Below are 19,244 nucleotides of genomic sequence, written 5' to 3' on the forward strand. Positions count from 1 at the left end.
AGACCTGACCGGCGGCCAGGCGCCCCGCCCGCAGCGACTCGCGTCTGCGCGCAGGGCCCGGTCGAGGTCCCGGTCAGTCCGCGACCACGGAGGTGTTCAGGCCCTTGTCGTAGTGGTTGCCGGCGATGCGGATGCCCGAACTGCCGTGGAAGACGAACAGCGGTGAGGTGTACGGCGGCCGGTCCGGGCCGTCCAGGCGCCGGACCGTGTTGCCGGTGAAGGCGAAGCCGCCGACGCTCTTGGCGTCGACGACGGTGACGTCACCGATGTCGAACGCGTTCTGCTCGACCTTGATGTTGTGGTGCACCGGGTGCGCCGGGTCGACGACCTGGTTGGTCGGCTCCACGAAGATGACCGGGCCGGTGGGCCGGGTGAAGGTGTTCCCGCGGATCGTGAGGTCGGTGACGGGACCCGACTCGTACCACTGGTAGGCGTCGGCGGAGACGTAGATGCTGGCCATGGACATCCCGTCGAACCGGTTGCCGGTGATGAGGACGGGCTTGCGGGTGGTGACCAGGACGCCGCGGGTGGGGACGTTGCGGAACACGTTGTGGGAGATGACGACCGACGGGGTGGCCGTGACGTTCTCGACGACCGTGCCGTTGATCTCGGTCCCGTCGGGGACCGGCCGGTCGAGGGTGACGGTCATCGTGGTGAGGGACTTGTCGTGGTCGGTGCCGCTCGGCCCGTCGACCGCGGCGACCACCGCGTGCGTGTCGGTCAGCGGGGTCATCGTGCGCTTGTCGGTGAACTCGACCTCGTCACCCGGCGCGAACTGCGGGAAGCCGGCGGTCTGCGGGTGTTCGTAGGCGACGGTGACGGTGTCCGGGCCGGGTTTCCCGACGACCTCCAGGTAGGTGCCGTGGATGTTGATCGGGTCGTCCTGCGGGCCGTCGAAGACGCTTCTCGTGATCGAGACCTTCCCCTTGACGCCGGACATCTGCACGAAGTCGGCGAAGGAGGCCGTGGAGCGGCCGGACGCCGGATCGGGCGCGAAGTTCACCCTGTCGATCGAGATGTTCTCGCTGAACTGCCCGACCACGCCGAAGGACTGCAGGTAGTAGGCGTTCATCGAGCGCAGGGTCACGTTCTTCGACTGCCAGATGAACGCGCCCGGTTCCGTCCGCTCGATGTTGCGCATCTGGTAGACGAGGCCGGCGTCCGCCGGCCGGGCCGCGGTGGTGTAGTCGATCCGGATCCGGCGGTGGCCGAGGTCGGTGACCGAGGCGACGTCGTTGAACAGCGGGTTGTCCCCGCGCCAGGTCCGCTGCGCCGCGGGGTCGTGGATCTGGGTGTACTGGAGTCCGTCGACACCGGACCAGTACGGCTGTCCGGTGGCCGGGCTGGTCTCGCCGAGCCAGGTGACGTGCGTGCCGTTCACCCGGTAGGGGCTGCCGGCGGGTATCGACAGGACGCGGTAGGCGTGCCCGTCGGTGACACCGGTGGCGGCGACCGTCGCGTCGACGACCTCGGGGGCCGCGTAGTCGAAGGAGAAGTCCGTGAAGGTCACGTTCGTGGAGCGGATCGACGCGAACGCCGTCTGCAGGCCGTGGTAGACCAGCTCGGCCCCGCCGCCGTCGACGGTGACGTCGTGCATGTCCTCGATGAGCAGCCCGATCTTCTTGTCCCGGTAGCGCTGGTCGGCGCCGACGGTGTTGGACACGTAGAGCTCACGCGTCTCGGCCCGCTCGGGATAGAGCTGGTAGGTGCCCTTCGAGAACACGATCCGGACCGGCCGGTCGATGCTCCGGGCGTGCCGCAGCGCCGCGGTGACGGCCGGCGTCGAGTCCGTCCGGCCCGTGGGGTCGGCCCCGTAGTCGTCCACGTCGACCACCACCGGCCTCGCCTTCGGCACCGCGACGGCAGGAGGACTCGCGGCACCTGCGAGCAACGCCGCCAGTGCCACTCCAAGAAACACGAACCGAGACATGGACAGTCCCTCCGGGTAATCCGCGCGTGTGCGTTGCTGGGTCGATCCGTGCTGTGCCGTCGCAGAACCGAGGACGGCCGCGCCTTCGGAACGGCGCCCTCATCCGCGCTCCTGCAACGGGGGTGCGGTGCTGGCGCGGATGACGAGTTCGGGGTCGAAGAGGAGTTCGCCGACGGGTACGTCGCGGTGGGCGAGGAGGGCGAGGACGCTGCGGGCGGCCTCGGCGGCGAGACGGTCGGCGGGCTGGCGGACGGTGGTGAGCGGCGGATCCACGAAGTCCATGATCATCGAACCGTCGTAGCCGACGACCGACACGTCACCGGGCACCTCCCAGCCCTGCCGGCGCGCCCCGCGGATCGCCCCCAGAGCCATGTAGTCACTGGCCGCCACGATCGCGGTGGCACCACGCGCCAGCAACGCGACGGCAGCCGACTGACCGCCCTCGACCGTGTAGGACTGCCGCACCACCCACTGCCCCGCCGATACCGACCTTCATACGGTTCCCTCCGCCGCCCGTGGGCCGGCCCTCGATCGTGCGCGGTCGTGCGTGCCGGATTGCGGCCTGGCTGGAAGCTAGCAAGTGCCCTGCGCCACTTACAAGATACCGTTGAAAACTTTCAGTCGGCTTGATCAGGTCAGTCGGCATTCGGATTGCGTGATTTCCACGTTCCCTGCGCATGCCGATTGAACGGCCCCCTCCGCCCCTGCTGCCTTGCCGCCGCCGGGCCGCCCCGCCCGCTTCTCCCGGTCATCGCCGCGCGGGGGGTTGTCCTGACATTCCTCCGCATCTAGGGTCCCTCCGAGAGCAAGCGCTTTCTCCGCGTCTTGGTTCTCGGCACTTCCATGGAGGACCGCATGCCCCCACACCCGACCCGCCGCCGTGTCGCCGTGATCGGCACCGGCTCGATCGTCAGCGGCAGCCATCTGCCCGCCCTCACCGCCCATGCCGACCGTGCCGCACTGGTCGCCGCGGTCGACGTCGACCAGACCCGCCTCGACGCCTTCCGGGAACTCGCCGGCGGCGACGTCGCCGGCTACACCTCCGTCGACGACATGCTCGACGCCGTACGCCCCGACCTCGTCCTCGTCGGCACACCCCCCTCCCTTCACCGCGAGCAGACGGTGGCCGCCCTGAAGGCGGGCGCCTGGGTGCTCTGCGAGAAGCCGCTGTGCCTGTCCCTCGCCGAGTACGACGAGATCGCCGCCGCCGAGGCGGCCTCCGGCGGCTACGCCTCCGTCGTCTTCCAGCACCGCTACGGCTCCGGCGCCGTACACGCCCGGCAGCTGATCACCGGCGGCGGGCTGGGCGCCCCGCTGGTCGCGCACTGCCAGACCACCTGGCACCGGGACGCCGCCTACTACGCCGTGCCGTGGCGCGGCACCTGGGCGAGCGAGGGCGGCGGCCCGACCATGGGGCACGGCATCCACCAGTACGACCTGCTGCTGCACCTGCTCGGCCCGTGGACGGAGATCCGGGCCATGGCGGGCCGCCTGGTCCACGACACCGAGAGCGAGGACGTGTCCACCGCCCTGGTCCGCTTCGCGAACGGTGCACTGGCCACCGTCGTCAACAGCGTGCTCTCGCCCCAGGAGGTGAGCCGCATCCGTGTCGACTGCGCGGACGCGACCGTCGAGCTCACCCACCTGTACGGGCACCGCAACGAGGACTGGGTCTACACCCCGGCCCCGCATGTCCCCGCCGCACGCGCCGCCGACTGGCGCACCCCGGAGGCGGACGTGCCCAGCTCGCACACCGCGCAGCTCGGCGCCCTCCTCGACGCCTGGGACGCGGGCGAACGGCCGCCGGGCAGCGGCCCCGACGCCCGCGCCACCCTCGAATTCGCCGCCGCGCTCTACAAGTCGGCGTTCACGGGCCGCCCCGTGCACGCGGGCGAGATCGGCCCCGGCGACCCCTACTACGCAGCCATGCACGGCGACCACCCCCACTGGGCCCCCACCGAGGAGCGCGCATGAGCATCCGCGTCAGCCACGTCCACGGCGAGCACATCGCGGTCGAGGCACCGGACGGCACCGAGATCCTGCGGTACGTCTACCGTCCCGACCCGGAGGCGTACGAGGCGCGCAAGCCGTACGCCCACCCGGTGCGCACGCTCGCGGGCCGCACCGTCACCGGCTACCGGCCGAGCGACCACCGCTGGCACAAGGGCCTGCAGATGACGGCCAGCCACCTGTCCGGGCAGAACTTCTGGGGCGGCAACACCTATGTCCACGGGCAGGGTTACCTGGTGCTGCCGGACCGGGTCGGCTCGATGCGGCACGACGGATTCACCGGGTTCGCCGTCGCGGACGACCGGTTCTCCTTCACCGAGGAACTCACCTGGGTGGAGAACGGCGGCGCGGAGTGGGCGCGGGAGGTGCGCGGGCTCACCGTCCACTCCGTCGACGAGGAGGCCGGCGCCTGGGCGCTCGACTGGGCCATCCGCCTCACCAACGTCCGCGACGTGCCGCTGACCTTCGGTTCCCCCACCACCGAGGGCCGCGAGATGGCCGGATACACCGGGCTCCAGTGGCGTGGCCCCCGTGACTTCACCGGCGGCACCGCGTTCGGCCCGGACTCCGTCACCGGCGCCGAGAAACTGATGGGCACCCAGGGCCCCTGGCTCGCCTACACCACCGAGCACGACGAGGTGGACGGCCACTCCACGATCGTCTTCGCCCACGCGCCCGAGAACCTCGACGCACGGACGGCGATCCACGAGTCGCACTGGTTCGTGCGCGCGGAACCGATCCCCACGGCCGCGTTCTCCTGGGCGTTCTTCGAGGAGTTCGACCTGCCGCCGGGGGAGTCCTTCGCCTACCGGTACCGGATCGTCTTCGCCGACGGCGCCTGGGACGCCGACCGCGTCGCCGGCCACCTGGCGAGCCTGCCGTGGTGAGCGCACCGGAGCCGGCGCTCGCGCACCCGCTGCCCGGCGCCATCGGCCTGTCCCACCTCAGCGCCTACGCATGGGCGGCCGCCGACGGGGTCTGCGGCGGCAGCCCGCACCTGCACCTGGTGTGCACCGAGGCGTACGTCGTCACCGGCGGCCGGGGCGCCGTGCAGACGCTCAGCCCGGACGGCTACCGGGACATCCCGCTGGAGCCCGGGTCCGTCGCCTGGTTCACCCCGGGCACCGTGCACCGCATGGTGCAGGGCGGCGGCCTGCGCATCACCGTGCTGATGCAGAACGGCGGACTGCCGGAGGCCGGGGACGCCGTCTTCACCTTCCCGCCCGAGGTGCTCGCCGATCCCGAACGGTACGCCGCCGCGGCGACGCTGCCACCGGGCACCGGAGCCGAGGCGGAGCGGGCCGCCCGCAGGCGCCGGGACCTCGCCGTCGAGGGCTACCTCGTCCTGCGGGAGGCGCTGGCCGCCGGGGACGGCGGCCCGTACGCGGAGTTCCAGCGGGCCGCCGCCCGGCTGGTGCGCGCGAAGGTGCCGCGCTGGCGTGAGCTGTGGCGGGCCGGTGCGCTCGCCGCCGCCGAGCGCACGGGCGCCCAACTGGACGCGCTGCAGGCGGGCGAGGCGTCGTACCTCGGCGAGGCGACCGCGTACGAGGCCGCGCCCACCCGGCTCGGGGGGTTCGGGATGTGCGGCCGCCGCGACGAGTACGACCTGCCGGGGACGACGCTCCCCTACGGCGGCGAACAACCGAGGCCCGGGGGGATCGAGGGGGGGCGTCAGGAAGTCCGGGGAAAGGATGAGGTGACCTCGGCATGCCCGCCGATGGCGTCCGGAGCCAGGGAACGTGAGGTCCGTGGTGGATCAGGGGGTGATATGCGTTAGCGTGGCAGGCGTTGCCGGGGAGTCCCCGTGCCGGTTCATGCGGGTCATATAGGTGCAATAGGGGTAAGGGTGCAGGTCGGGGTGGTTTCATGAGGATCCTGCACACTTCCGACTGGCATCTGGGCCGGGCCTTCCACCGCGTCAACATGCTGGACGCCCAGTCCGAGTTCATCGGCCACCTCGTCACGACCGTGCGCGAGCACGCCGTCGACGCCGTGGTGGTGGCAGGAGACGTCTACGACCGCGCGGTACCTCCGCTCGCCGCGGTCGAGCTGTTCGACGACGCCCTGCACCGGCTCGCCGACCTCGGCGTGCCCACGGTGATGATCTCCGGCAACCACGACTCCGCCCGCCGCCTGGGCGTCGGCGCCGGACTCATCGACCGCGCCGGCATCCACCTGCGCACCGAACCGTCGGCCTGCGGCACCCCGGTCGTGCTCGCCGACGCCCACGGGGACGTCGCGTTCTACGGCCTGCCGTATCTCGAACCGGCCCTGGTGAAGGATGAGTTCGCGGTCGAACGGGCCGGGCACGAGACGGTGCTGGCCGCCGCCATGGACCGGGTCCGCGCCGACCTCGCGGCCCGTCCGGCCGGCGCCCGCTCCGTCGTCCTCGCGCACGCCTTCGTCACCGGCGGCGAGCCCAGCGACAGCGAACGGGACATCACGGTCGGCGGCGTCGCCGCCGTCCCGGCCGGCGTCTTCGACGGCGTCGACTACGTGGCCCTCGGCCACCTGCACGGCTGCCAGACCATCACCGGGCGCGTCCGCTACTCCGGCTCCCCGCTGGCGTACTCCTTCTCCGAGGCCGACCACCGCAAGAGCATGTGGCTCGTCGACCTCGCCGCCGACGGCACGGTCACCGCCGAACGCCTCGACTGCCCGGTCCCACGCCCGCTGGCCCGCCTCCGCGGCACCCTGGACGACCTCCTCGCCGACCCCGCCCTCACCCCCCACGAGGGCGCCTGGGTCGAGGCCACCCTCACCGACCCGGTCCGCCCCGCAGACCCCATGGCCCGCCTCACCGACCGGTTCCCGCACACCCTCAGCCTGGTCTTCGACCCCGACCGCGCCCCGGACGACCCCGACGTCTCCTACGCCCGCCGCCTGGCCGGCCGCACCGACCGGCAGATCGCCGAGGACTTCGTCGCCCACGTGCGCGGCGCGGGCCCCGACGAACACGAACTGGCCGTCCTGGGCGAGGCGTTCGACGCGGTGCGCGCGGACGGCGCGGTACGCGAGGTGGCCCGGTGACAGCGCACCCGAGCCCCTGCGGGGAGGCGGCCGCGTGAGGCTCCACCGGCTCGACATCACCGCGTTCGGACCCTTCGGCGGCTCCCAGAGCGTCGACTTCGACGCGCTCTCCACCGCCGGTCTCTTCCTCCTGCACGGCCCGACCGGCGCCGGAAAGACCTCCGTCCTGGACGCCGTCTGCTACGCCCTCTACGGCACCGTCCCCGGCGCCCGCCAGAGCGGCCAGGGCCTCACCCTGCGCAGCGACCACGCCGACCCCGCCACCCGCACCGAGGTCCGCCTCGAACTCACCGTCGCCGGACGCCGGTTGGAGATCACCCGGCAGCCGCCCTGGGAGCGCCCCAAGAAGCGCGGAGCGGGCACCACCCTGGACAAGGCCCAGACCTGGCTGCGCGAGTACGACGTGACCGTCCGCGCCTGGAAGGACCTCAGCCGCTCCCACCAGGAGATCGGCGAGGAGATCACCCAGCTGCTCGGCATGAGCCGCGAGCAGTTCTGCCAGGTCGTCCTGTTGCCCCAGGGCGACTTCGCCCGCTTCCTGCGCGCCGACGCCGGTGCCCGCGGCCAGCTGCTCGGCCGGCTCTTCGACACCCAGCGCTTCGCCGACGTCGAGAAGCGCCTCGCCGAACGCCGGAAGACTGCCGAGGCCCGGGTCCGGGACGGCGACTCCGCGCTGCTGGCCGACGCGCACCGCATGCAGCAGGAGGCCGGCGACGCGATGGAGCTGCCGGAGCTGGCCCCGGGCGAGCCCGGCCTGGCCGAGGCCGTCCTCGCCGCCGCGGCCGTGGCCCGCAGCACCGCGCGGGAGCGCCTCGCCGTCGCCCACTGCCGGCTCACCGCCGCCGAGTCCGCCCAGGTCGCCGCCGACCGCGCGCTGGCCGAAGCACGCGAACTGGCCCGGCTGCAGGCCCGGTTCGCAGAGGCCCGGCAGCGGGCCGTACGGCTGGAGGAGCGCGCCGGGGACCACCGGGCGGCGCAGGCGCGGATGGAGCGGGCCCGCAAGGCGGAAACGGTGGCGCCGGCGCTGGAGCTGCGGGAGGCCGCCGAGGAGGAGCACCGCAGGGCTTCCGGCGCCGAGCTGCGCGCGCGGGCGCTGCTGCCGGAGAGCCTCGCCGAAGCCGGTGCGGCGGGGCTCGCAGCCGCCGCCCGCCGGGCCGCAGAGGAGCTGGGCGGGCTGGAGTCCGCCCGCCGGGCCGAGCGACGGCTCGCCGAGGCCGCCGACGAGCGGGACCGGCTCGACCGGCAGGAGCGGGACGACGAGGACACACTGCGCGAGGCCGCGGGCTGGCTCGCCGGCTGGGACACCCGGCGCGCCGGACTGCAGGCCCGTGTCGACGCCGCCCAGGAGGCAGCGACCCGCGCCGAGCAGCTCGCCGTACAGCGCGACCCCGCCCGGCGGCGCGTGGCGGCGGCGCGGCTCCGGGACGAGCTGGGCCGGGACACCGACGAGGCCCAGCGCGCCGCCCTCGCCTCCGCGCAGCATGCCGTCGACGCGCGGACGCACTGGCTCGACCTCAAGGAACAGCGGCTGAACGGCATCGCCGCCGAGCTCGCCGCTCAGCTGGCCGAGGGAGAGCCGTGCGCGGTCTGCGGGGCCACCGAACACCCGGCGCCGGCCGAGAAGTTCGCCGGTCACGTCGACCGCGAGGCCGAGGAGCGCGCGCTCGCCGCCGTGCAGCGCGCCGACGAGCAGCGCGCCCGGGACGAACGGCGGCTGGCCGCCGCACGCGAGGCCCTGGCCGCCGCCACCGCCGAGGCGGGCGACACGCCGACCGAGCAACTCGCCTCCCAGGCCGAGGAGCTGGAACGGGAGTACGTCCAGGCCCGGCGGGCCGGGTCCGTCCTGCACGCGGCGCACGAGGAGCTGCGGCTGGCCGAGCAGGAGCGCGAGCACCGGCTCGCCGGGCGGCAGCAGGCCGAGGTCCGGGCCGTCGCACGGCTCACCCGCCGTGAGGGTCTCGACAGGGAACTCGCGGCCCTCGAAGAGGAGCTGGCCCAGGCCCGGGGGAACGCCGCCAGCGTGTCCGCACGGGCCGCGCAGCTGGAACGGCAGGTGGCACTGCTCACCGACGCCGCCGACACCGCGCGCGCCGGCGAGGAGACCGCCCGGCACCTGAAGGACACCGACGCGCGGCTCGCCGACGCCGCCTACCGCGCCGGGTTCGACACCCCGCAGGCCGCGGCCGCCGCCCTCCTCGACGACACCGCCCACCGCGAACTCCAACGGCGCCTGGACCAGTGGCAGTCCGAGGAGGCCGCGGTGCGTGCCGTCCTCGCGGAGGCCGACACCGCGGCCGCAGCCCAGCGACCGCCCGCCGACCTCGGCACGGCGGAGCGCACCGCCGCCCTGGCCGCCCAGCGCCTGCGCGAGGCCGCCTCCGCCCGCGACCGGGCCGCCCGCAGCTGCGCCGAACTCGACCGGCTCTCCGCCCGCGCCACCGCGGGCGTCCGGCAACTGGCGCCGCTGCGTGAGGAGTACGACCGGGTCGCCCGCCTGGCCGGCCTCACCGCGGGCACCTCCGCCGACAACGAACGCAGGATGCGCCTGGAGTCGTACGTCCTCGCCGCCCGCCTCGAACAGGTAGCCGCCGCCGCGACCGTCCGCCTGCGGCGCATGTCGTCCGGCCGCTACACCCTGGTCCACTCCGACGACCGCACCGGACGCGGCCGCAGTGGTCTGGGACTGCACGTCGTCGACGCCTGGACCGGACGCGAACGGGACACCGCCACCCTCTCCGGCGGCGAGACCTTCTTCGCCTCCCTCGCGCTCGCCCTCGGCCTCGCCGACGTCGTCACCGACGAGGCGGGCGGCGTCCGCCTCGACACCCTCTTCATCGACGAGGGCTTCGGCAGCCTCGACGACCAGACCCTCGACGAGGTCCTCGACGTCCTGGACTCCCTCCGCGAACGCGACCGAAGCGTCGGCATCGTCAGCCACGTCGCCGACCTGCGCCGCCGGGTCCATGCCCAGCTGGAGGTCTCGAAGGGGAGAACGGGCTCGACCCTGCGGCAGCGCGGGGTCTGAGAAGCGCCCCGCTGGGCGCGGTTCGTTCACCGCGGGCCGGCGGAGGCCGGCCGTCAGTTCCCCGCGCCCCTTACGGGCAGTTTCCCAGGCGACTTCACGCTGGGCGCCGACCGCCAGGGGGGAAGCGCCCCCGAAGGGGCGCGGGGAACTGCGCGACCAGCCACGACGGAACCGCAGTCGGCCGACGGCCTGTCGCGGCACTCCCGCGGAGCGCTCAGGTGCCGACGGCCCGGCGCGGCAGCGGCGAGGAGTAGACGACGCTGGTCGTCACCGAGCCCAGCGTGCCGATGCGGCCGGAGACCTCCTCGAGGTGGCGCATCGAGCGGGCGGTGACCTTGATGACGAAGCAGTCGTCGCCCGTGACGTGGTGCGCCTCCAGGATCTCGGGGGTGGCGGCGACCAGGTCGTGGAAGGGCTTGTAGTTGCCGTTCGGGTAGCGCAGCCGGACGAACGCGAGGATCGGCAGGCCGAGGCGTTCAGGGTCGACCACCGCCGCGTACCCCTGGATCACGCCGGCCTCCTCGAGCCGGCGCACCCGCTCGGTCACCGCGCTCGCGGACATCGCGACGGCCCGCGCCAGCTCGGCGAAGCTGGCCCGGCCCTCGCGCTGCAGGACGTCGAGGATGCGCCGGTCGGTGGCGTCCGGGGAAAACTCGGTCATGGGGGATGGATAACAGGGAATCCCCGGCCGGACAAGGGCACGGCCGGGGATCGCAGCTTCAGGGCGCCCCGGCACCCTCGTAGATTTGCGGCCAAGGAGAGATCCGCCGCACCGGCGGCCGGCGAAAGGCCTCACATGACCGGCACCACCCGCAACCCCGTTCTGCGCGTCGCCCCCGCCGCGCCCGTCGAGGCCGCCGCCCACTTCCGGGCGAGCCTCGCCTTCCACGCCGACGTCTCCGACGTGGCCGCGGCCCTCGTGGCCGGCGGCGACCCCGGCTTCGTCGTCCTGGACTCCCGCTCCACCGACTCCTGGGACCAAGGGCACATCCCGGGCGCAGTCCACCTGCCCACCGTGCTCATCCCCGAGCAGGCGCCCCAACTCCTGGACCGGTCCGTGCCCGTGGTGACGTACTGCTGGGGTCCCGGCTGCAACGGCGCCACCCGTGCCGCCCTCGCGCTGGCCGAACTCGGCTACCAGGTCAAGGAGATGCTCGGCGGATTCGAGTACTGGGTGCGTGAGGGGTTCGAGTTCGAGACCTGGCAGGGCCGCGAACGCCGCGCCCCGGACCCGCTGACCGCACCCGTCGCGGGCGACTGCGGTTGCTGATTCCCGGCGGCGAACCTGTGCCGTCGCTGTCCGTGTAGGTTCACCCCATGACTCGATATGGGGATCCAGGCGCGGTGGAGTGGGTGGAGTCGGGCGGTGGTCCGCTGGTGGCGGTCCCGGAGACGGTCCTGCCGTTCTGGGCCGGCGCCGACAGCGAGGATCTGGCCACCGACTACGACCGGGCCTGCGAGGTCGACGGCTACGTCGGACTCCTCCCGGTCGGGGACAGCACCGCCCTGGTCCTCGGCGACGAACCCGCCTCGACGTCCTTCCTGCCGGACCACGGCACCTTCGTACGGTGGTCCGCCGCCGACTCGGAGGAGGAACTCCTGGCACAGGTGCCCGCCGCCCTCGACGGCGCCGCGTGGGAGAACGAGATCCGCTGGCAGGTCCCCGGCCCGGTCGTCCTCTTCGACTCCGCCTGGCCCGGCGGCGAGGCCGAGGGCGGTGACCGTCTGCGGGTCCCGCTGGAACCCGGCACCTACGCGGTGCGCGCCGCCTACACCAGGCCCGGCCCGGAAACCTGGCTGGGCCTGGTGCAGTTGCGCCGGCTCTCGTCCTGAGAGCCCGTCACCTGATGCCGTCGATGGCGATGCCGAGGTGGCGCGGGCCGCGCAGCACCGCGTTCGGACGGTAGGGCGGCGGGTCCTCGACGAGGCGCGGATTGTCGAGCCGGCGGGCCAGCTGCGACAGCGCGATCTGCGCCTCCAGGCGGGCCAGCGGGGCGCCGAAGCAGCTGTGGATGCCGCTGCCGAAGCCGAGGTGCTGGATGTCCTGGCGGTCCGGGTCGAACCGGTCGGGATCGGTGAACCGGTGCGGGTCCCGGTTGCCGGCGGCAAGGACCAGCCAGATGCGCGAGCCCTTGGGGATGGTCACCCCGTGCACCTCGAGGTCGGCGATGCAGGTGCGCTGCGGCAGCAACTGCACCGGCGGCTCGTAGCGCAGCAGCTCCTCCACGATCCGCACCGACAGCCCCGGGTCGTTCCGCAGCCGCTCCAGGTACTGCGGGTACCGCAGCAGCGTCAGCATGCCGTTGGTGATGAGGTTGACCGTCGTCTCGTGGCCGGCGATCAGCAGCAGCACCGACGTGCTGAGCACCTCCATGGTCGTCATGGCGCCGTCCGGGCCGCGACTGTGCACCAGGTCGGACAGCATGTCGTCGCGCGGCTCCTTGGCCCGCTGCTCCACCAGCCCGTTCAGGTACATCCCGAGCTGCAGCCGGGCCTCCTGCGCGGTCTTCGCGGAGTCGTCGGCCGTGCGGCTGTCGGGGTCCAGACCGGCCACGATCGGGTCGACCCAGGCCCGGAACCGCGGCTCGTCCTCGCGCGGCACGCCCAGCAGCCGGCAGATCACCGTGACCGGGAACGGGTAGGCGACCTGGTCGACCAGGTCGATCTCCCGGGCGTCCCCGAGGCCGTCGATCAGCTCGGTGACGATCTCCTCCAGCTGGCCCCGCATGTCGTCGATCCGGCGCGGCCGGTGCGGCGGCCCGAAGGAGCTGTTGGCGATCCGGCGCAGCCGGTCGTGCTCCGGCGGGTCGAGCCGGATGAAGCTCGGCGGCAGCCCGGTCGCCTCCGGGCCGGACAGCTCGTCGTCCCCGCCCACGGTCACGTTGGACTCGTCGGAGCTGATCCGCGGATCGTGGAGCAGGGCTTCGATGTCGTGGTAGGTGCTGATGATGTAGGGGCCGTCCTCCTCCTCGTGCAGCACCGGCGTCTTGCGGAGCTCCTCGTACAGCGGGTACGGGTTGGCACGGTTCGCGAAGTCGGTGATCTGGCGCAACATCGAGGTCTGCGTCATGACAGTTCCTTGCAGCGTCGGGGCCGGGTCGCGGTCAGTGGCGGACGGGGTGGAAGACCAGTTGCTGGTCGGTCGGCGAGTAGCCGCTCAGGGTCACCATGGGGCCGTGCGTCGGCAGGGCAGGGTCCGGGAAGTCGGCGTCCACCGGCACCCGTCCCTCGGGACGGCGGTCCACGGTCGGGAACTCCACCGGGAACGGCCCGGCCTTCTCGATCTGCCGCTGGTAGAACTCCAGCCACCGCGTGTTGTCGAAGCTCACCGCGGCGATCGTCCGGCCCTGGTAGCCGTACACCCCGACGAACCGGCGCTCCGCCAGCGAACCCTGGGTGATCATGATCTGCTCGCCCATCGGCGGCACCCCGACCGACTTGATGTTCACGCCGAACTGTGACGACCAGAACGCCGGCACCCACAGGTGCGGCCGCCGCTCCGCGCTCGGGCTGATCATGTTGTGCGCGGCGGTCTCGGCCTGCGCGACCGCGTTGCCCCAGTGCTCGAGCGACAGGAACTGGTAGCCGAACAGCGCGTGCGGGGACCGTGCGACGTCGCCGGCGACGAAGATGTCGTCGGTGACGATGCCCCGGAAGTCGAAGGCACGGCAGCCCGCGTCGCAGGCGATGCCCCGCGGGCCGGCGCCGAGACCGGAGCCCGTCAGCCAGTCGGTGTTGCGGGTCGCGCCGAGCGACACGATCACCACGTCCGCCTCGACGACGGACTCGTCGGACAGGTGGACCGCCCGCACCCGCCCGGCCGGGTCACCCTCCAGCGCGGTGACCTGGACGCCGGTGCGCAGGTCCACGCCGTTCTCGCGATGCAGCTCGGCCGCGACCGCCCCGATCACCCCGCCGAGGGCGCCCACCAGCGGCGCGCCCGCGCGCTCCGCGACGGTGACCGCGATGTTCTGCTCGCGGCAGGCCGAGGCGATCTCCGACCCGGTGAACCCGGCGCCGATCACGAACACCCGGCGCGGCCCGGCCTTCAGCCGCCGCAGCAGCGCCGCCGCGTCGTCCCGGGTGCGCAGCGTGAACACGCCCTCCAGACGGGCCTCGTCCTCCTTGGGCCAGGGCCGGGCCCGCACGCCGGTCGCGATCAGCAGCCGGTCGTACTCGACCTCGTCGCCGTCGGCCAGCCGGACCCGCTTGGCCTCGACGTCGAGACCCGTCGCCGCGACGCCCAGCCGCCACTTCGCGTCGATCTCCCCGCGGTGCGGCAGCGCGGTGTGGTGCGGAGCCGCCCGGCCGAGCAGCACCGCCTTGGACAGCGGCGGCCGGTCGTAGGGCTCGTACGGCTCGTCGCCGATCATCGTGAGTTCGCCGGTGAACCCCTCGGCACGCAGCGTCTCGGCGCCCCGCAGCCCGGCCAGCGAGGCACCCACGACGACGATCCGTCCCTCGCGGCGCAGCCAGTCGAGATAGTCAGCGGGCGGCATCGGAGGACCCTCCCGCGAATCCGTCCAGGCCGTCGGCGGTGATCGCCTGCACCGGGCAGGCGGCGACGGCGCGCGCCACCCGCTCGCGGTGCTCCTGCTCGGCCTGCGGGTTGTAGACGAGGGATTCCTCGCCGTGCATGGTGAAGACGTCCGGCGCGAGGAACGCGCACTGCGCGTATCCCTGACATCTGTTGAGGTCGACGACAAGGCGCATCATGGCTCCGCCCTTCCGGTGGCCAGGTCCGGTGCGTACCGCGGTCCGTCGTTCCAGTGCCGGACGGCGGAGAACTCCCCGCACGCCAGCATGGGAGCCCCCTCCCGCGGTCGCGCGCCGGGGCCCGCCGATCGGGTGAGCGATGCGTCAGACCGCCGGGGCCGCGGCGGAGCGGCGGAAGCCCGCCACGACGAGGTACGCGCTGAGCAGCAGCGACCACGCCGGGAACACCAGCTCGGCCCAGGGCACGGCGGACGACACGAACAGCAGGACGACGGTGGTGAGGAAGCCGACCAGCGTGAGCCAGCGCGGCAGGATGCGCAGGCGGTGCCCGATCACCGAGGCGGAGCACGTGAAGACGGCGGCCATCCGCATCGCGTACCCGGTCATCAGCGTGTACGCGAGGTGCTGGCCGAAGTCCCAGGTGGGCCGGGACGGCGAGGTGCCCGCGGGATGAGCGGTGTCGAGGACGGCCGAGGCCACCGCGGCGGCGGCGAAGATCATGGCCGTGAAGACCAGGCCGCTGCCGAGGAACACGGTGGCGATGAAGCGGTCCTCGGCGTCGCCGACGTGCGAGCGGACGGCGCCGACGAACCACAGGAAGAAGATGCCGGCGAACGGCACCAGCAGGAGGGCCGTGCGGACGGCCTCGCGCCGGCCGGGATCCGGCTGCTGGACGGTGACCGCGTCGGCGCCCTGGGGGACGGCCAGCCGGATCAGCACCATGGCGGCGGCCAGCAGCAGGGCGAAGACGACCCCGGCCATGCCCGCGGCGCGTGGGGTCTGCAACGTCTCCGTCGGGTGCGTGGAGGTCTGCATCCGCGGCTCGCTTCCTGTCGCCGGTGGCCCCCGGCACCAGCAAGCCCGCCGGCTCCGGCCGCCGCCACCGGAGCACACCCGAACGGCAGACCGCGCCGGCCCGGTCGCGGCCGCCGCCGGGCGCCCACCGGCAGTGGGCGCTCACGGCAGCGGGCGCCCACCGTCAGTGGGGCGCCCGCTCGGTGCAGCCGCCCGGCGTCGTCGCCCGGCGCAGCCGCCCGGTCAGGCGCGGGCCGCCCCTGTCGTCACAGCTGGGACAGCTCGTCCACCAGGTCGTCCAGGCCGAGCGAGCCCTGGGAGAGGGCCGCCATGTGCCAGGACTTGAGGTCGAAGCCGGTGCCCCGCCGCTCCCGGGCCTGCTCCCGGCCCAGCAGCCAGGCCCGCTCGCCCAGCTTGTAACCGATCGCCTGCCCCGGCATGGACAGGTAGCGGGTCAGCTCGCTCTCCACGAAGTCCGCGGGCCGGCTGCTGTGCGTGCCGAAGAACTCCTGCGCCAGCGCCGGCGTCCAGCGCTCCCCGGGGTGGAACGGGGAGTCGTCCGGGATCGTCAGCTCCAGGTGCATGCCGATGTCGATGATGACCCGCGCGGCCCGCATCATCTGCGCGTCCAGGTAGCCGAGGCGGCGCTCCGGGTCGGTCAGGAAGCCCAGTTCGTCCATCAGCCGCTCCGCGTACAGCGCCCAGCCCTCGGCGTTGGCGCTGACCATGCCCACGCTGGCCTGGTAGCGGGAGAGGTTCTCGGCGACGTGCTTCCACTGCGCCAGCTGGAGGTGGTGGCCGGGCACGCCTTCGTGGTACCAGGTCGACACGAGGTCGTAGACCGGGAACCGGGTCTGGCCCATGGTCGGCAGCCAGGTGATGCCCGGGCGCGAGAAGTCGTCCGACGGCGGGGTGTAGTACGGCGCCGCCGCGCTGCCGGGCGGAGCGATCCGGGACTCCACCCGGCGCACCCGCTCGGCCAGGTCGAAGTGGGTGCCGTCCAGCTTCTCGATGGCCTCGTCCATCACCGCCTGCAGCCAGCCGCGCACCTCGTCGACACCCTCGATGTGCGTGCCCTGCTCGTCCAGGTGCGCCAGCGCCGCCCACGGCGTGGCCGCGCCGGGCAGGACCTTCTCGGCCTCGGCCTTCATCTCGCCGAGCAGCCGGTGGTACTCGGACCAGCCGTACGCGTACGCCTCGTCCAGATCGAGGTCGGTGCCGTTGAAGTAGCGCACCCAGCGGGCGTACCGCTCCCGGCCCACCACGTCCGGCGAGCCCTCGACCGCGGGCTCGTACACGTCCCGCATCCAGTCGCGCAGCGCCACCACGGCCTCGGTGGCGGAGCGGGCCGCCGTGTCCAGCTCGGTGCGCAGAGCCTCGGGGCCGGACGCCGCGAACTGCTCGAACCAGCCCGTGCCGTCGCCCGTGTCGGCCCACTCGCCGAGCTGCCCGACGAAGGTCGCGGTGGCGCGCGGACCGCCGTACAGCTTCCGCTCCAGGCCGAGTTCGAGGGACTGCCGGTAGCCCTCCAGCGCGGCCGGCACCGCGCGCAGCCGCTCGGCGACCGCCGTCCAGTCCTCCTCGGTGGCGGTGGGCGTCACCGTGAACACCTGGCGCACCGCGTGCGCGGCCGAACTCAGGTTGCTGACCGAACGCAGGCTCTCGTCGGCCTCGTGCACGGCGAGGGAGGCGCTGAGCCGCTCGCGCAGCAGGCGCGCGCAGCGACGCTCGATGTCACTGTCGGCACCGGGCTGCCGCTCGGCCTCGTCCAGCTTGGCGAGCGTGTCGCGCTGGAGCCGGGCGAGCGCCTCCGCCCCGGCCGGCGAGTTGTCGGGCAGCCGGCCCGAACTCTCCTTGTCGCCGAGGAAGGTACCGGTGATCGGATCGAGGGCGATGAGTTCGTCGACGAAGGTGTCGGCGACCTGACGGGGCAGCGGGTTGCTGGTCTGTGACATGCGGTCCATCCTCGTACGACGGACCGCCGTCCGTCACGGGGATTGAACCGACGACACCGGCGGAAGCAGCGGCCCGCACTCCCATTTCTGGAAGATCAGCCGGGTCTCCACCCGGGCCACTTCCCGATGGGCGGTGAACTCGTCCAGGACCAGCCGCTGCAGGTCCGTCATGTCCGCCACGGCCACATGCACCAGATAGTCGTCGGGACCGGTGAGGTGGAACACCGTCCGTGACTCCGGCAGCGCCCGGATCCGCTCCACGAACGGTCCCACCAACTCCCGCCGGTGCGGCCTGACCTGCACCGACAGCAGCGCCTCCAGACCGCGCCCGAGTCTGGCCGGATCGAGTTCGAGGCGGTGCCCGAGGATCACCCCCGAGCGGCGCAGCCGGGTCACCCGGTCCAGACACGTCGACGGCGCCACGCCCACCTGGGCGGCGAGATCACGGTAGGTGGTCCGGGCGTCGTTCTGCAGCAGCCGCAGCAGATGCAGATCGACCGGATCCAGTACGACGGAATCGGCCACGGGCCGAACGTAGCACGGGGTTCACCGCGCCCACCCCGTCGGTTGTTCACCCTTCCGTCATGGACACAGCGAGCTCTTACGACACCCTGGCGCCCGTCGGCGGCCCCGTCTCCCGCGCACCCCGCGCCCTGGCCACCGAGGCCGTGCACGCCGGCCGCGACGACCTCGCCCGCCAGGGCCTGCACGCCCCGCCGATCGACCTGTCCACCACCTACCCGTCGTACGACAGCCGGGCCGAGGCGGCCCGCGTCGACGCCTTCGCCGCCGACGGCGCGGACCCGGCGGGACCGCCGGTGTACGGACGCCTCGGCAACCCGACGGTGGCCCGCTTCGAGACCGCCCTGGCCCGTCTGGAGGGCACCGGCGCCGCGGTCGCCTTCGCCAGCGGCATGGCCGCCCTGACCGCCGTCCTCCTCGCCCGCGCGGCCGCCGGCCTGCGCCATGTCGTCGCGGTACGGCCGCTGTACGGCTGCAGCGACCATCTCCTCGACGCCGGCCTCCTCGGCACCCAGGTCACCTGGACCGACCCGGCCGGGATCACCGACGCGCTGCGCCCCGACACCGGCCTGGTGCTGGTCGAGTCCCCGGCCAACCCGACCCTCGCCGAACTCGACCTGCGGGCCGTCGCGCACGCCTGCGGCACGGTGCCGCTGCTCGCCGACAACACCTTCGCCACCCCCGTGCTGCAACGCCCCGCCGAACTCGGCGCCCGGCTCGTACTGCACAGCGCCACCAAGTACCTCGGCGGCCACGGCGACGTGCTCGGCGGAGTGGTCGCCTGCGACGAGGAGTTCGCCGGACAGCTCAGAAAGATACGGTTCGCCACCGGCGGCGTCCTGCACCCGCTCGCCGGCTACCTCCTGCTGCGCGGTCTCGCCACCCTCCCGGTACGGGTCCGCGCGGCCTCCGCCACGGCCGCCGAACTGGCCCACCGCCTCACCGCCGACCCGCGCGTCGCCCGCGTCCACTACCCGCGGCTGGGCGGCGCGATGATCGCCTTCGAGGTCTACGACGACCCGCACGAGGTCATCTCCCGGGTACGCCTGATCACCCCTGCCGTGAGCCTCGGCAGCGTCGACACCCTCATCCAGCACCCGGCCTCCATCAGCCACCGCGTCGTCGACGAGGGAGACCGCCGCGGCGCCGGCGTGAGCGACAACTTGCTGCGCCTCTCGGTCGGTCTGGAGGACACCGACGACCTGTGGGCGGACCTGGACCGGGCACTGGGGGTGATCTAGAGGCCCGTCGGCCGTAGCGC

General features: G+C 73.3%; 16 protein-coding genes and 1 pseudogene. 8 read left to right on the forward strand and 9 right to left on the reverse strand.

Going from position 1 to position 19,244, the window contains the following annotated elements; genetic code table 11:
- Positions 1-73: 73 nt before the first annotated feature.
- A complete protein-coding gene (locus tag ACFY0K_RS42530; protein ID WP_390644413.1) occupies positions 74-1,930 on the reverse strand; it encodes a glycosyl hydrolase family 28-related protein in 1,857 nt (618 codons plus the stop codon).
- Between the two features lie 99 nt (positions 1,931-2,029).
- Complete coding sequence (locus ACFY0K_RS42535; protein ID WP_390644414.1) at positions 2,030-2,398, reverse strand: LacI family DNA-binding transcriptional regulator; 369 nt, start codon at positions 2,396-2,398, stop codon at positions 2,030-2,032.
- A 387-nt stretch (positions 2,399-2,785) separates the two neighbouring features.
- Between ACFY0K_RS42535 and ACFY0K_RS42540 the strand changes: the two genes are divergently transcribed.
- From ACFY0K_RS42540 to ACFY0K_RS42560, 5 genes and pseudogenes are all read left to right on the forward strand, one after another.
- Positions 2,786-3,904, forward strand: a complete 1,119-nt coding sequence (locus ACFY0K_RS42540; protein ID WP_390644415.1) for a Gfo/Idh/MocA family protein — start codon at positions 2,786-2,788, stop codon at positions 3,902-3,904.
- Positions 3,901-4,827 (forward strand): PmoA family protein, encoded by a 927-nt coding sequence (locus tag ACFY0K_RS42545; protein WP_390644416.1) that lies wholly within the window; start codon positions 3,901-3,903, stop codon positions 4,825-4,827. Before ACFY0K_RS42540 ends, ACFY0K_RS42545 begins: the two co-directional genes overlap by 4 nt.
- Positions 4,821-5,579, forward strand: a pseudogene (locus ACFY0K_RS42550) (cupin domain-containing protein); the annotation flags it as partial. The gene ACFY0K_RS42545 and the pseudogene ACFY0K_RS42550, both read left to right, overlap by 7 nt.
- A gap of 227 nt (positions 5,580-5,806) precedes the next feature.
- Positions 5,807-6,970: an exonuclease SbcCD subunit D gene (locus ACFY0K_RS42555; RefSeq protein ID WP_390644417.1), complete on the forward strand. Its 1,164-nt coding sequence runs from the start codon at positions 5,807-5,809 to the stop codon at positions 6,968-6,970.
- A 34-nt stretch (positions 6,971-7,004) separates the two neighbouring features.
- Complete coding sequence (locus tag ACFY0K_RS42560) at positions 7,005-9,995, forward strand: AAA family ATPase (protein WP_390644418.1); 2,991 nt, start codon at positions 7,005-7,007, stop codon at positions 9,993-9,995.
- 214 nt (positions 9,996-10,209) lie between these two features.
- On the opposite strand, the gene ACFY0K_RS42565 is transcribed toward ACFY0K_RS42560, so the two are convergent.
- Complete coding sequence (locus ACFY0K_RS42565) at positions 10,210-10,656, reverse strand: Lrp/AsnC family transcriptional regulator (RefSeq protein WP_382728609.1); 447 nt, start codon at positions 10,654-10,656, stop codon at positions 10,210-10,212.
- A gap of 135 nt (positions 10,657-10,791) precedes the next feature.
- Between ACFY0K_RS42565 and ACFY0K_RS42570 the strand changes: the two genes are divergently transcribed.
- Both ACFY0K_RS42570 and ACFY0K_RS42575 read left to right on the forward strand, forming a co-directional pair.
- Positions 10,792-11,265, forward strand: a complete 474-nt coding sequence (locus ACFY0K_RS42570) for a rhodanese-like domain-containing protein (RefSeq protein WP_390644419.1) — start codon at positions 10,792-10,794, stop codon at positions 11,263-11,265.
- A gap of 47 nt (positions 11,266-11,312) precedes the next feature.
- Positions 11,313-11,828, forward strand: a complete 516-nt coding sequence (locus ACFY0K_RS42575) for an immunity 21 family protein (protein ID WP_390644420.1) — start codon at positions 11,313-11,315, stop codon at positions 11,826-11,828.
- A gap of 7 nt (positions 11,829-11,835) precedes the next feature.
- Here ACFY0K_RS42575 and ACFY0K_RS42580 read toward each other — a convergent pair whose 3' ends face one another.
- The 6 genes from ACFY0K_RS42580 to ACFY0K_RS42605 form a co-directional block, all read right to left on the reverse strand.
- Positions 11,836-13,065: a cytochrome P450 gene (locus tag ACFY0K_RS42580; protein ID WP_390644421.1), complete on the reverse strand. Its 1,230-nt coding sequence runs from the start codon at positions 13,063-13,065 to the stop codon at positions 11,836-11,838.
- A gap of 34 nt (positions 13,066-13,099) precedes the next feature.
- Complete coding sequence (locus ACFY0K_RS42585) at positions 13,100-14,494, reverse strand: NAD(P)/FAD-dependent oxidoreductase (protein WP_390644422.1); 1,395 nt, start codon at positions 14,492-14,494, stop codon at positions 13,100-13,102.
- The gene (locus ACFY0K_RS42590) at positions 14,481-14,708 is read right to left on the reverse strand and encodes a ferredoxin (protein ID WP_352361506.1); all 228 of its coding nucleotides are present in this window, start codon (positions 14,706-14,708) and stop codon (positions 14,481-14,483) included. Before ACFY0K_RS42590 ends, ACFY0K_RS42585 begins: the two co-directional genes overlap by 14 nt.
- Positions 14,709-14,855: 147 nt before the next feature.
- Positions 14,856-15,527: a hypothetical protein gene (locus ACFY0K_RS42595; protein WP_390644423.1), complete on the reverse strand. Its 672-nt coding sequence runs from the start codon at positions 15,525-15,527 to the stop codon at positions 14,856-14,858.
- A gap of 245 nt (positions 15,528-15,772) precedes the next feature.
- Entirely contained in the window at positions 15,773-17,461 is a 1,689-nt protein-coding gene (locus tag ACFY0K_RS42600) for a DUF885 domain-containing protein (protein WP_390644424.1), read from the reverse strand.
- Between the two features lie 33 nt (positions 17,462-17,494).
- Entirely contained in the window at positions 17,495-17,986 is a 492-nt protein-coding gene (locus ACFY0K_RS42605; RefSeq protein WP_351955732.1) for an Lrp/AsnC family transcriptional regulator, read from the reverse strand.
- A gap of 59 nt (positions 17,987-18,045) precedes the next feature.
- Between ACFY0K_RS42605 and ACFY0K_RS42610 the strand changes: the two genes are divergently transcribed.
- Complete coding sequence (locus ACFY0K_RS42610) at positions 18,046-19,224, forward strand: trans-sulfuration enzyme family protein (protein ID WP_390644425.1); 1,179 nt, start codon at positions 18,046-18,048, stop codon at positions 19,222-19,224.
- Positions 19,225-19,244 lie beyond the last annotated feature (20 nt).

The organism is Streptomyces sp. NPDC001507 (genome assembly GCF_042894765.1).
Lineage (GTDB): Bacteria > Actinomycetota > Actinomycetes > Streptomycetales > Streptomycetaceae > Streptomyces.